Origin of the sequence: Undibacterium pigrum, from assembly GCF_003201815.1 — a bacterium.
In the GTDB taxonomy this organism is placed as follows: domain Bacteria; phylum Pseudomonadota; class Gammaproteobacteria; order Burkholderiales; family Burkholderiaceae_D; genus Undibacterium; species Undibacterium pigrum.
Map to the genome: position 1 here is coordinate 218,077 of NZ_QJKB01000003.1, position 14,217 is coordinate 232,293.

Here is a 14,217-nt window from a genome sequence, read left to right on the forward strand (position 1 = left end):
CCTCATACCCCGCCGCTGTTGCCTGCAACGATGCTCATGACAGCCATGCGCACGGCGATACCGAAAGTCACTTGCGGCAGTATCACTGCCTGCGGACCATCGGCCACGGCAGAATCAATTTCCACACCACGGTTCATGGGGCCGGGGTGCATGACGATGGCGTCTGGTTTTGCCAGCGCCAGACGTTCTGGTGTCAGACCATAGCTCTTGAAATATTCTTGTGCAGAAGGTAGCAAGGCACCGCTCATGCGTTCATTTTGCAAGCGCAGCATGATGATGACGTCGACACCCTTGAGGCCTTCATTCATATTATTGAATACCCTTACACCCATTTGCTCCAGGCCTCCTGGCAGCAGAGTACGTGGGCCTATCACGCGTACTTCCGGCACACCCAGCATGGTCAATGCATGGATATCGGAACGGGCGACGCGACTGTGCAAAACGTCACCGACAATGGCGACTGTCAGGTTGGTGAAGTCTTTTTTGTAGTGGCGTATGGTGTACATGTCCAGCAAACCCTGGGTGGGGTGAGCATGGCGGCCATCACCGGCATTTACCACGTGTACATGGTGCTGTTTGGTGTCGTTCAGATGCTTGGCAATCAGGAAAGGTGCACCTGAAGTGGCATGACGCACGACAAACATGTCGGCATGCATGGCTGCCAGATTATCGATGGTGTCGAGCAGGGATTCACCCTTGCTGGTACTGGACGCGGCGATATTGAGATTGATGACATCTGCCGACAAACGCTTGGAGGCGATCTCGAACGTCGTGCGCGTGCGGGTAGAGTTTTCAAAGAACAGATTGAAGACGCTTTTGCCACGCATCAGTGGCACTTTTTTGACTTCCCTGTCGCTGACGCTGACGAAGGAAGATGCGGTATCGAGAATATGGTTGACGATGGCTTTCGGCAAGCCGTCTATCGTCAGCAAATGCTGGAGTTCGCCGTGTTTATTGAGCTGGGGATTATGCATGGTCGACAGAGATGCTGAAAGTGCCGTCATCTGCACGTTGCAGATTGACAGAGACGGCGGGTTCAAATGAGGCGGTATGGGCTACAAAATCAGCAGCCACCGGCAATTCGCGGCCACCACGGTCTACCAGGGTAGCCAGCATGATGCGGGCCGGACGGCCATAATCAAATAATTCATTGATGGCGGCGCGAGTGGTGCGGCCTGTATATAACACATCATCTACCAGGATGATTTGTGCACCATCGACATCGAAAGGAATTTGCGTAGGTTTGACTTCGGCATGCAGGCCCTTGGCGGCATAGTCGTCCCGGTAAAAGGACACATCGATGCGGCCGGCTTTACTTGGCAAGCCCAGGTCTTGCACCAGGCGCTCAGCTATCCAGGCACCGCCTGAGTAAATGCCAACGATGGCCAGTTTGTCTTGTGCCAGCGCATGTGGCCTGATTTGCTCCAGTAGCTGCTGATACAATGCTTCTGCATCAAGCTGGGCAGCATTAGTGGTTGTGGTAGTCATGGCGTTTCATCAAAATATTGTTGCAGAATGAGGGCAGCCGCATCGTCATCGATGAACTCGCCACGCGAGCTTGAGAGTACGGCAGAAGAATAGCGTTCATCAACCAGCACGGCAGGCAGATTGAAACGACCATTGAGCTGGTTGGCAAAGCGCTTGCAGCGCTGTGTCATTTCATTGTCGGCACCATCGGGGTGCATGGGCAAACCCACCACGCAGAGCACAGGCTGCCATTTTTCTATGAGCTTGGTGATGTCGGCAAATTTGCCGTCATTGGTAGGAGCGTGGATGATGCTGAGTGCTTCAGCCTGGCGTAAAAAAGTATTGCCAACGGCAACGCCTATGCGCTTTAAACCAAAATCAAAGGCGAGTACCGTACCTTCGCTTGCAGCCATCAGGCATGCCCCGCTTCGGCTGCCAGCATCAATGGGTCTATACCCAGCAATTTGATGGCGGCGGCAAAACGTTCTTCCAGCGGCAAATCGAACAGGATGCGTGCATCAGCAGCGACTGTCAGCCAGCCATTGGCCAGTATCTCCTGTTCCAGTTGACCTGCACCCCAGCCTGCATAACCGACACTGATCAGGACTTGTTCGGGCCCGTCACCGGCTGCCACGGCTTCCAGCACATCGCGTGAAGTGGTGAAGGCGATTTCATCAGTCACTTTTAATGAAGATGAATACGCGCCGACAGGTGTATGCAAGACAAAGCCACGGTCATCCTGCACCGGACCGCCAAAGATGACGGGGCGTTTGCCTATGGGATGAGAGTCAGGAATGATTTCCAGCTTCAGGTCTATGCGGTCAAACAGGCCAGCCACTGTCAGCTCTATGGGGCGATTGATGACCATGCCCATGGCGCCGCGCGGGCTGTGTTCGCATAGATAAATCACCGTGCCGCCAAAGACGGGGTCCATCATGGATGGCATTGCAATCAGGAAATGATTGGTTAAATTCAATTCCAAATTGTTATCGTCTTCGCTTTTCACCTGAAATTTATGTCTGGAAGTCATGGGGGCCGACTGTGTTGCATCGTCGTGCAGATTGGTATGTAGTGATTTTGTTTGCTTCGCCATGGTCACATTTTAGCATTTTTAGCGTGTATTTTCGATGTGTGCTAAGGTGCCACAAGCGTTTTGACCACACTATCAGACAGATCATGCAAGAAAATAAAGCCCATAAAGCCCATTACCCTCGTTCGCTGGTCTGGTTCCGCCGCGACCTGCGTAATTTTGACCACGCCGCCCTGTATCATGCACTGCGGCAAAGTGATGAAGTCTGCTGTGCTTTTATATTCGATAAAACAATATTAGACAATTTGCCAGAAAATGACAGGCGCGTTGCCTTTATTCACGAAAGTATTATTGAACTGGATCAAGAGTTACAGCAAATGGGCGGTAGCTTGCTGGTGCGTTATGACCATGCAGAAACAGCCATACCGCAACTGGTGGCCGAGCTTGGTGTGGATGCTGTGTTCACCAATCATGATTACGAACCACAGGCGGCGACCCGTGACGAATCCGTCAGGCAAGAATTATCAAAACGAAATTGTGCATTTCTGAGTTTTAAAGACCAGGTCATTTTTGAAAAGGCTGAAGTATTGTCGCTGGCGAACGCTCCCTTCTCTGTTTTCACGCCCTACAAAAATGCCTGGCTGAAAAAATTCCATGCAGAAGGAAGCGACTTTTATTCGCGCTCTTACCCTATAGAAAAATATGCGCACAAACTAAGCAGTATCTCAGCGCAAACCATACCGACGCTGGTCGAAATGGGTTTTGCGCAGGCCGCTGAACGCCGCATGCCTGTCGCTGCTGGCATGTCGGGCGCACAGGCTTTGCTGGAAGACTTTGTTGGCCGCATGAAGTTGTACGACCAGTCGCGTGATTTCCCGGCAATCAAGGGGCCATCTTATCTGTCAGTCCATTTGCGCTTTGGTACGATATCGATACGTCAACTGGTACAGGAAGCTGTGCGGCAAATGCGTATCTCTGCGAATCGCGGTGCAGAAATCTGGTTATCCGAACTGGTCTGGCGCGACTTTTATTTCATGATCCTGCATCACCACCCGCATGTGGCAAGCCGCTCCTTCAAGCCAGATTACGATGCCATACAGTGGGAAACAGGCCCGCAAGCTGACGCCCATTTCGCCGCCTGGTGCGAAGGCCGCACCGGCTACCCCCTGGTCGATGCCGCCATGCTGCAACTGAACCAGACCGGCTACATGCACAACCGCCTGCGCATGGTCACCGCCTGCTTCCTCATCAAAGACCTGGGCATAGACTGGCGTCGCGGCGAAGGCTATTTCGCAGAACACCTGAACGACTTCGACCTCTCCGCCAACAACGGCGGCTGGCAATGGGCATCGTCCTCCGGCTGCGACGCCCAGCCTTACTTCCGCATCTTCAACCCCATCACCCAGTCAGAAAAATTCGACGCCGAAGGCAAGTTCATCAAACGCTACCTGCCGCAACTGGCGAAACTGGACAAGCGCAGTATTCATGCGCCGTGGAAGGCTGCACCGTTGTTACTGGAACAGGCTGGGGTCAAGATAGGTAAAGATTATCCATTTCCGCTCGTCGAACATGATGTGGCGCGCAAGCAGACTTTGACGCGGTATGCCGTGGTGAAGAAGGTGGCTGCGCATGATGAGGATGAGTGACGCTGGAAGGTTTGATGAACCGGTGCTGATAGCAATGTGTTGATGCGGTTTTGACCTTGGTTTTGACCTTGGTTTTGACGTTGCTGTTGATTTTGAAGTTGCTTTTGACTTTTGCACTTCCCATGTGTAGACGCCATTTGTGCGGTACAGAAAATGGAAAGAGAAGAGCCGCTGTTTGAGCCGCAGGCGAGTTTCGGATCTTCCCATTTTTTGTACTGCACAAATGGTAACCCCGAAGGGGCGGCTACGCCTGGGTCGCCTTTTTGGCTTACCTTTTTGGCGAAGCAAAAAGGTAAGTAGCCGCCGGTCTACCACCGGCCTGCAATCGTAATCAACGAGTACAGGTATTCAAAATGTACACCAGTAAATCAATGTCCGACATGCTGCAAACGCCACTGGAGCGCCAGCCCGGTGGATTCCAGCTAAAAGCACGCTGGAATGACGACTTTTAGTTCACGGCAATTCTGCATGCATGGCATTCATTTGGGATCAATCAAAGGCTAATCGTTAAAACAAAAAAGCAGAGATCACTCTCTGCTTTTTTGACTACCTAAATCTACAGCTTACTTACACTATCACCGCCGCATCTTTACCCACAAACCCCATAATCGCCCCCAACAAATCATCCTCACGATAAGGCTTACCAAAGTACTCATTGACGCCGAGTTCTTTCGCATAGTTCCTATGCTTATCCGCGGTACGCGAAGTAATCATGATGATAGGAATATGGCTGGTACGTGAATCGCTGCGTACGTTGCGGGTCAGATCGAAGCCATCCATGCGTGGCATTTCGATATCGACCAGCATCACGTCTGGTGTTACTGACTGTAATTGTTCCAGCGCATCAATACCGTCTTTTGCCAAAATGACCTGGAAGCCTTCACGTGTCAGCAAACGCTGGGTTACACGACGAACCGTCAATGAGTCATCCACAACCATGACTGTATGCTGAGTACGCAGTCCCTGTACTGGCTGGGTCTTGGTTTCAGCGACTTCTGTTGAACTTTGCAGGTTGGCGACAGCGCCCATATCAGGCGTTGCCTCTGCACCCAGTTGCTGCAGGCGTGCATGTTCATGTTCCATACGTTGTGCCAGTGGCACAGGATTCAGAATCAGAACGATTTCACCGGAACCGAGTACGGTCGCGCCAGCGATACCTGTCATACGTGCCAGTTGCGGGCCGATGTTTTTAACAACCACCTCGCGGTTACCCAGAACGTCATCGACGTGAATTGCAACACGCTCGCCACCACTCTTCATGATCAGCAGCGGGCTGTATTGTTGTGTCATCGGCGTGGCGTCGTCCTGACCCAGCATGGAGGACAGGTAGTACAAAGTCACGCGCTGACCTTGCCACATGACTGCGCCATCATTGTAGGCATTGGCCAGGGCATTGGATTTCAGTTGCTGTACTTGCTCTACCAGAACGGAAGGTACGGCATAAGTACGGCCACCAGAGCTCAGCAATACTACCTGCGTCACAGCCAGTGTCAACGGCAGGCGAATCGTGAATTCAGCGCCCTTGCCTTCGCTGGTCGTTACTTCAACACGGCCACCCAGGGACGCAGCTTCGGAACGGACCACGTCCATACCGACGCCACGACCGGCAAGTTCGGTGATTTCTGTCGCTGTCGAGAAGCCAGGTTCGAAAATCATGTTGGCTGTTTCCAGCTCACCAGGATTATCTTCATTGGTGATCAGGCCGACAGAAAGGGCTTTTTCGCGGATGCGGGTCAGGTTCAGGCCCTGGCCGTCATCGCTGAAGCGGATCACAACTTCATTACCTTCCTGGCGGATTTCAATCAGCAATTCACCGGTTTCTTCTTTACCGTTGTTACGCCTTTGTGCACGGCTTTCGATACCGTGGACAATTGCGTTACGCAGCAAATGTTCGAAAGGACCGGCCATTTTTTCCAGAACGCCCCTATCCATCTCTACCGTTGCACCACGAATATCCAGATTCACGCGCTTGTCGACTTCTTTGGAAGTCTGACGGGTCACGCGATACAGACGCTCGGAAATGCTGGCGAAAGGAATCATACGTACGCGCATCAAATCCTGTTGCAGGTCACGTGTCAAACGCGCTTGTACCAGCAAGTCATTCGATGCACCGTCGATAGTACGGGTCAGGTTGGTTTGCACGGTGGCCACGTCGCTGACGCTTTCGGCCATCATGCGCGTCAATTCTTGCAGACGGGTGAAGCGGTCAAACTCAAGCGGATCAAATTCACGGTCGCCAGAATGCGCCATACGTGAGGTGATCTGGGTTTCTGCCTGGATCTCAACTTCACGCAACTGATCGCGCAGACGGTTAACGTTTTCTGTCAACTCGCTGAGAGACGAGCGCAAGGTGCTGACTTCATTTTCCAGACGTGAACGCGAGATGGAAACTTCACCGGCCTGGTTAACCAGACGGTCAAGAATATCGGCACGCACACGCACCAGTGGAACCGGCGTATTTGCAGCAACAGGTGTGTTAACTGGCGCAGCCACGGCAGTCGATGGAGTTGCACGTGTCATCAGTGGCACGACAGGCGTCAGGTTCACCAATTCATTGATGACAACTGGCGCATCTGTATTGCTGGCTGCCATTTGCTCCTGGAACTGATCCAGCTCTTGCGCTGTGGTCAGTGGTGCATCTACTTGTACAGGCGCTGCATAGGCTTCAGGATGCAGCAAGCGGTCAAACATGTGCATACTGTGATCGTGACGTGCCAGCAAGTCGTCAAGCAGGGAGGCGCGCACCGCGCTACCACCATGCATCAGACTTTCGATACGCGATTCCATGTCATGGATGTGCTGACCCAGGCCCATGGCACCGGCCATACGCGCACTACCTTTGATGGTGTGCATGATACGGGCAATGGCTTGCGGTGCGGCCATGTCGTCCGGCTTGTCCTGCCATGTACGCAGCAACTGACCAACCATAGGCAGCAAGTCATTGCCTTCTTCTATGAAGACAGGCAACAAGTCCATATCCAGATCATCGCGGATCTGCACAGTACCATCACTTGCTGGTGCCACGTATTCAGCTGCAGCTGGCTGAGTTGCCGCAACCACGACTTCTGGTTCTGGCTCAACAAACTCCAGCACTACAGGTTCTGGTTCGGATACGGGTGCAACATCGGCTACAGGCTCAGGCTCAGATACCAGCTCAACTTCTGGCTCAGGCAATGCTGCAGGTTCTGCAGCAAGTTCTGCAGCAGGGTCCGCAACAACTGCGTCCAGCGGCACGATATCATCCAATGCATCCGTCATGATGCTACTCATGCGGTCAGCAATGGTTTCAACCGGGGCTTCTGGTTCTGGTAAGGCTTCTGCGTGTATCGTCGTCAGCGTGGCGAGTTCAGGCAAGATTTCTGCACTGACGGTATCCACTGGTAAATCGGCGACCAGTTCCTCTTCGACAACAGGCAAGGCTTCCAGCACTTCTGCATGGTCCAGATTGAATTCTGGTTCAGGCGCCACTTCAGCCAGTACTGGCAAGTCTTCAAGTGGCAGTGCGGCAATTGCATCTATACCTGCATCCGCTGCCATAACAGGTTCGCTGTCTTCAATAACAGGCAAACTTGCTGGCAAATCTGCGGCCAGTGTTTCTTCTGCCAGTGCATCGATATGCAGCAGGTCTTCAGACAAGGCAACAGGATCGAGCTTTTCATTGGTGGAAGTGATGAACTCTTCATCAGCACCGGCATTGGAGCGCTCTATGACGACTTGCAACAAGTGTTCAAGCTGGCGAATTTCTTCTGGTGCAGGCGCTGCCATTTCTGACAAGGCAAATTTTTGCAACATGCGCTTGGCCGAATCCAGCGAACGGTCGAGTACATCGAATTCTGTTTCCAACAAGCCAACAGGATGACGCTCCAGTCTTTGCAAGACAAATTCCAGGCTATGCGCAAGTTCTTGCAGTGGCTTGAGACCAACTGTGGCAGAACTACCCGCCAGGGAATGGCTGGCGTGGATGGCATGGGTAGAAACATGGCGATCTGGCTCGTGTCTCCATTCCGCAAAATCCTGTACCAGGAAACGGACGATTTCATCTGTCTCTGCCATGTAGATGGAGTACAGAGGCAGGCTGATTTCTATATCACCAATGCGCTTGATATTGTCATCCACGCTAGGCGATGGAGTAGACAGATCAGGGAAGTCGATAATTTTTGCAGTGCTTGTCTCTGCGACCTCGTGTACTTTGGCAATCTCAAGCGGCAAGACGGCTTCAGGCTCTTCACTGATGGTCACAGGATTTTCAGCAGCAAGCTCAACGACGTCGGCAGTTTCTGCTGGCAATTCAGCCAGGATCAATTCTTCAGTTTGTTCAACAGGCAAGTCCAGCACCAGCTCAGGCTCCGCAACTGCCGCTACTGCGTCTGTCACTGCATCTGGCAGAGTTTCACTGATTGTTTCTGCTACTGCTGGCGCATCTTCCACTACCAGCGGTACTTCATGCACCAGCACTTCAGCTTCCTGGACAGGCATATCTTCCGCAGCCACGGCCACTTCAAGCGCACGCTCTGTGAGTTCTTCTGCCTCAAGAGGTGTATCCAGTGAGAACTCGGGCAAGCTTACCGCCGCATCTGCAATAACTTCCAGCTCAGGTGCAGGGATATCTTCGACTACAGGTGCGACTGTCGCCGCTTCTGGCTCAGCCACCAGTTCTACTGGTGTAAAGTCAAACGCTTCGAATTCAACAGCAGCATGTTCAATAAGCGGTGCAGCTTCTTCAACAGCAGGAATAGCCAGCGCTTCGATTTCAACTTCGTCCGGCAAGGCTGCTGCCTGAATTTCTTCAGTTGCAGGAGCAAGCTCTACTTCTGGCTCTGCGACTATTGTTGCGGGCGTATCTGGCAGTACTGCAATCTCAGCAGCTTCGGCAATCTCGGCAACTTCAGCAACCGCTGCGACCTCGACAACTTCAGGAATATCCTGATAATCGTGGCCAGCCTTGACACGCTCTGCAGCAGCAATAATGGCTTTACCAGTACGTGGTGAGACACCGCTTTGTTTTAATTCTTCTACCCACTCAACCATTTCGCGTGCGGTACGGTCCAGCAGGGCATACAGGTTTTCATCACCGCTACGGGAGTCGGACAGCCACAGGTTCATGACCTGCTCTATGCTCCAGGCAGCTTCGCCGAACACCATCAGGCCAACCATGCGACCACTACCTTTAAGGGTATGGAAGGAACGACGCAAGCTGGTCAGGTATTCCTGGTTATTGGTGTCTTTCCTGGAGAGTGGCAAAGTAGTCTGGACATAGGCCAGCACTTCGTCCGCTTCCATGAGGAAGATTTCCAGCAGTTCCGCATCAATGGCATCATCACCTTCAGGAATATCTTGCGCCTGAGCTGGTGCTGCAACTGGTTCGGCGGCGGCTGTAACGATATCCTGCAAGGCTTCGGAAGTACCTGACTGATCGGTTTTACCGAGCATATCTATGGCAGATTTGGCGCGATCTGAGGCTGCGGTGTCATCCAGCAAGATAGCCACTGAACGCTCAGATTCCAGAGAACTCTTCAGTTGTGCCTGCAAGCCGATATCATGCGGCGCTTCAGCCAGAGAAGCGGCCAGACGGGCAGATTCTTGCTGTTGCTGTGCCAGTTCCTGCTCGGCAGTCTTCAGGACGGCGACCTTGGTTTCCTGGCCGTGTGCTTCGTCACCAGGCAAGAGGATGTCTGCACTAGGTAACAATTCCTTGCTTGCCTGTGCTTCCAGCAAGTTGGAACGGAACAGACCGGCTTCCTGATCAAAGCTGAATTTCTTTTTCGCTGTTTCAGGCTGAGATTGCAAAGTCTCGATGAAGAAAGACAGAGCACCGATGTTTTGCGCGACATTTTCATGCGCAGCAGTCTGAGCTGACGGGTCAGCAGCATCTTCGGCAGAAAACTTGCCTATCATCTGGCGGGTATGCTCAACTGCCAGCACGGCGTCATCCTGATCCAGCATGGACAATGCGCCACCGATCTGATGCAAATTGCCATCGATAGGCTTCAGGGTTTCTTTGTCAGCAGGAGTGCGGAAATATTCATCCAGCACTTTTTCTATATGACGCAAACTCGATTGCATTTCGCCTACCAGTACACCCATGGTCTGACGTTGCTGTGCTTCGCGGGAGATCTCACCCATCCAGCTTGCCTGGGTTTGTGGTGTTTCACCGGAAACGACCGACAATAAACGCGTGGTAATTTCCTCTGCGCGCTCAGCAAAATTGCCGGGCAGACGTGTCACATGGTCAAGCGCATGCTCAACAAATAACAGGCTGGTCGCCAGTTCTATACCCAGTTTGCTACCGTCCGGCGAATGGGCGACATGACGGGCGATGCCGTTCAGTTCGCGCAACAATTTTGCCAGTGCTGGCGCATTCAGACCTGCGCCGGTATCGGCCAGGTCGGTCATTTTTTGCGAAAACTTTTCTGCCAGACCAGTTTCGCCATTGGCGATTCTGCCCCATAAATTCTTCACTGCAGATAATTGTTCTTTGGCAGCAGTCAGCGCACCGGCTGTAATCTGGCCATAATTCTTTTTGTCGTAATCAACAGGCACCTTGTCATCAAGCTGATAAGCCTTGCGCACCCGTGTGACGAATGGAGAAGGCGATTCAACCTGGGCCAGGAAAAACAGGGCATCGCGCAACAGACGCTCAGGGATGGTGCTGACACCCTCTACCAGACGACGAATTTGCAGATTGATGCGGCCAAAAATTTGTTTGACATATTGCTGGTTGTCGATGGCACCATGGCCTACCGCTTCGACAAAAGCGCGCATGACTACCCAGAAAGCCTTGGCCTGGGAATTGGTCTGACCGTTTTCTATTTCAGCGATCAGGTCATGCATGGACTGGGTAGCCAGTTTTTGCTGATCTTTGTCCTTGCTGGTCAATACTGTCAGCAAGAGTTTTTCAAAACGTTGACGCAAACCGGTATAGCTGACAGCCACAGCTTTGCTGCTGACAGCCAGTTCAGGTATTTGCTCCTTGGCTGACAAGGAAGGGAAAAACAAATCTGCTGGATGGATACGTTCTGCACCCTTGAGTTCCAGCAAAGCACGGTAATACGGGAACAGGCGTACTGGCTGATGCGGCGAGCCGGACAGCAAGTCTTCCAGATAGCGCAAGACTGCATGGAAGGCATCGACGATGACTTCCACATTGGCTTGCGTCATTTCAAGCTGGTTGCTTTGCAGACGTTCAAGTAATTCTTCTATGGTTTCTGTGACGATGGATACACCATCGATATCAACGATCTGCAAGGCACCATGAGCCTGGTGCAGATAGCTTTTTGCATGCAATAAAGTGGTGGGACGGGTTTCAGTGTCTTGGGCAAGTGCGTCAGTCAGCATTTTGCCGGCGTTCGTGATTGCTTCCCGCACTTCTCCCATCACCCAGGATAGCGGCCCGATGTCGAACTGCTCCTGTGGAAGATCTGGCGATTTTGAAAAATCGGATGTCATGCGTACTCCGCAAACTCAAGGGCAATGGACCGCAGCCCATTGCCGTGCAAATATGATAGGGTTGCAGCTAGTGGACTGTAACAGTGAAAACGTGAGTCAATGACATTTGCCCGGCGAACCAGGGCAAGGCCAGACTTCCAACTATACTCAGCGATAGCCAGGCTATCGCGAGTATGTGCAACACCTGCCTGGTCGGCGCGCACATGGCAGACACTTCGTTTTTCACTTTTAAGGTCCACTCTCACAACCGGGGCGTGAAAATCAGGCGGCAACCCGGAACCGTGACACAGAGTTCTTGAGTTCTTCCGCAAGCATGGACAATTCTTTAATGGAAACCGCAGTTTGCTGCGTACCATGCTGCGTTTGCTCGGTGATGGTCAAAATGTGCTGAATATTTTGTGCAACGCCGTTAGCTGAGGTAGCTTGTTGTTCCGTCGCCAGCGAGATACCTTGAATCAGTTCCGCGAGACGGTTGGAAACGCTACGGATTTCAGACAGCGCCGTACCGGCCGCATCTGACAGTTTTGCTCCCTCAACCACACCCTGAGTGGATTTTTCCATCGCGGCAACCGCGTCATGGGTATCCGTTTGAATCGTACGAACCAGCGCACCAATCTGCTTGGTCGCTTCAGCTGAACGTTCCGCCAGACGCTGAACCTCTTCCGCAACCACCGAGAAACCTCGACCTGCTTCACCCGCAGACGCCGCCTGAATCGCCGCATTCAGCGCCAGTACGTTGGTTTGTTCGGTAATGTCGGAAATCAGTTCAGTGATCTCACCAATCTCTTGTGAAGACTCACCCAGACGTTTAATACGTTTGGAGGTTTCCTGGATTTGTTCGCGAATCTCGTTCATACCCTTGATGGCGTTTTCCACCGCATGGGCACCTTGCTCCGCCGCAGCAACCGACTGACGCGCAACCTCGGCTGATTCATTCGCAGAACGGGAAACGTCAGTAATTTCAGCCGCCATCGTCAGAACCACCTGACCAGCATCAGAAATCTCGCGGGACTGTTGCTCAGACGCCGTCAACAAGTCACTGGAAATATTCTGCGCTTGTGTAGACGCTGAAGTAACCTGTTCTGCAGTTGCAGTAACACGACCTACCAGACCACGCAACTCTTCCACCGTGTAGTTAACCGAGTCGGCAATCGCGCCCGTGATATCTTCAGAAACCGTTGCTTGCACTGTCAAGTCACCGTCAGCAACCTCTTGCAATTCATTCATCAGTCGCAAAATCGCAGCCTGATTCTGATCATTAGCGGCTTTCGCTTCTTCTTCCTGTTTCTGCGCTTGCATCATTTGTGCCGCAGCTTCAAGACGACGATCATTCGCTTCCCTGGCGCGGTTACGGCTTTCCTGCAACTGGACGAAACCGATACCAACCGCAGCAAGCAGAGCGAAGAAGGCGGAACCCAACATCAACAGGAAGTAGATACTGGTACCATCCTGTTCTGTCGTATATGTTTTCTGCAATTTGGACAGTTTGATTTTGAGATCTTCGTTCTCATTAAACACCAGCTGTTCGGATTGTTTTGCAGCAATAAAGTTTTGCAAGTTACCCAGAATGCTGGAAACCCATACCTGATATTCAGAGAAGGTTTTTTGCAGTTCAGTGAGTTTGTCGCGCGTATCTGCATCCTTGGTGGCAGTCAGACGCAATACGTCACTACCTTTCAGGAAGCCATCAACCAGATCACGGAAAGTATTGGTATCTTTACCCAGCAAGAATGCCGTTTCAGGATTAACACCCTCGGAAGTCAGGAATTCATTCGCACTACGACCCAGACGCTGGGTCAACATGACCAGCTGACCGGCAGCATTAATTTCGCGTGCAGATCCGCCGCCCTGTACTTTCAGGGTAGAAATCTGTTCCGTCAATTCCAGCAGAATTGGGGACAGGGCATTCATTTTTTGCAGCGTCTGACCGAAACCTGTCAATTCTTTCTGACGGTTCAAAATCGTTTCAGCGGCCTTGTTCGAGTTACTCCAGGCTTTTTGCGCCTCTTTGACAGCAGGCTCAAGTGCAGAATCAGCACGTTTGACTGAACGTCCTTGATAGTTACCGCCATTCAACAGCAAATTCAAGTCAGTGTTCATTTCAGAACGGCTGTCCTTGAGCTGTTTAAACGCTTCAACGTTACCCTGAATCGCATTTGGAGCAGCTTTACCGATACGCTGCGAGTGCATCAGCGCCTCACCGGCGATCTGTGCCTGTGTAGACAGCAGTGTCGAATGTTCGGAATTCAGATACACCGAAGCACCACCCAGCAGCAGGAAGAATGCCATCGTGCCGAGCAAGAAGTTGGTTTGACGACGAACCGACATGCCACCAATGATGGGCAGGCGCATGCCTGTACCCTTCTCCAGTGCATCACCAATAAAGGTGGCATCACCGTAAGCATCAAGCTTGGGCACAGCAGATTCTGCCGCGACAGGCGTGCTGACTACTTCCTGCGCTGCAGGTGTAACCATTTTTACATTGTTTGCTTCTTCAATTTCAATCGAATCAGCATTCCCGAACGACCTTGCCGCAACTTCTGCTCCGTCAATTTCCGGATCTTCTTTATCTTTGGACAAGAACGGTAGATTAAATGCCATTACTAAGTCTCCTAAACGATTGAAAAG

7 protein-coding genes are annotated in these 14,217 nt (G+C 52.1%); 1 reads left to right on the top strand and 6 read right to left on the bottom strand.

All coding sequences use genetic code 11. The features are described 5' to 3' along the window. Window positions 1-2 precede the first annotated feature (2 nt). The 4 genes from DFR42_RS11920 to DFR42_RS11935 are packed head-to-tail and all read right to left on the bottom strand — an operon-like array spanning window position 3 to window position 2,497. Window positions 3-974 carry an aspartate carbamoyltransferase catalytic subunit gene (locus tag DFR42_RS11920; RefSeq protein WP_110255208.1) on the bottom strand — a complete coding sequence of 324 codons (972 nt, stop codon included), beginning with the start codon at window positions 972-974 and terminating at the stop codon, window positions 3-5. Then, window positions 967-1,488 carry a bifunctional pyr operon transcriptional regulator/uracil phosphoribosyltransferase PyrR gene (pyrR, locus tag DFR42_RS11925; protein WP_110255209.1) on the bottom strand — a complete coding sequence of 174 codons (522 nt, stop codon included), beginning with the start codon at window positions 1,486-1,488 and terminating at the stop codon, window positions 967-969. The genes DFR42_RS11920 and pyrR overlap by 8 nt, the downstream gene beginning before the upstream one ends. Further along, window positions 1,485-1,880 (bottom strand): Holliday junction resolvase RuvX, encoded by a 396-nt coding sequence (gene ruvX, locus DFR42_RS11930; protein ID WP_110255210.1) that lies wholly within the window; start codon window positions 1,878-1,880, stop codon window positions 1,485-1,487. The genes pyrR and ruvX overlap by 4 nt, the downstream gene beginning before the upstream one ends. Continuing rightward, window positions 1,880-2,497, bottom strand: a complete 618-nt coding sequence (locus DFR42_RS11935; protein WP_232063396.1) for a YqgE/AlgH family protein — start codon at window positions 2,495-2,497, stop codon at window positions 1,880-1,882. The genes ruvX and DFR42_RS11935 overlap by 1 nt, the downstream gene beginning before the upstream one ends. A 146-nt stretch (window positions 2,498-2,643) precedes the next feature. Between DFR42_RS11935 and DFR42_RS11940 the strand changes: the two genes are divergently transcribed. Next, window positions 2,644-4,143: a cryptochrome/photolyase family protein gene (locus tag DFR42_RS11940; RefSeq protein ID WP_110255212.1), complete on the top strand. Its 1,500-nt coding sequence runs from the start codon at window positions 2,644-2,646 to the stop codon at window positions 4,141-4,143. Between the two features lie 567 nt (window positions 4,144-4,710). Here the strand turns inward: DFR42_RS11940 and DFR42_RS11945 are convergent. Both DFR42_RS11945 and DFR42_RS11950 read right to left on the bottom strand, forming a co-directional pair. Beyond that, window positions 4,711-11,589, bottom strand: coding sequence for a hybrid sensor histidine kinase/response regulator (locus DFR42_RS11945; protein ID WP_110255213.1), 6,879 nt, complete (start codon window positions 11,587-11,589; stop codon window positions 4,711-4,713). A 261-nt stretch (window positions 11,590-11,850) separates the two neighbouring features. After that, window positions 11,851-14,190 (bottom strand): methyl-accepting chemotaxis protein, encoded by a 2,340-nt coding sequence (locus DFR42_RS11950; protein WP_110255214.1) that lies wholly within the window; start codon window positions 14,188-14,190, stop codon window positions 11,851-11,853. Window positions 14,191-14,217 lie beyond the last annotated feature (27 nt).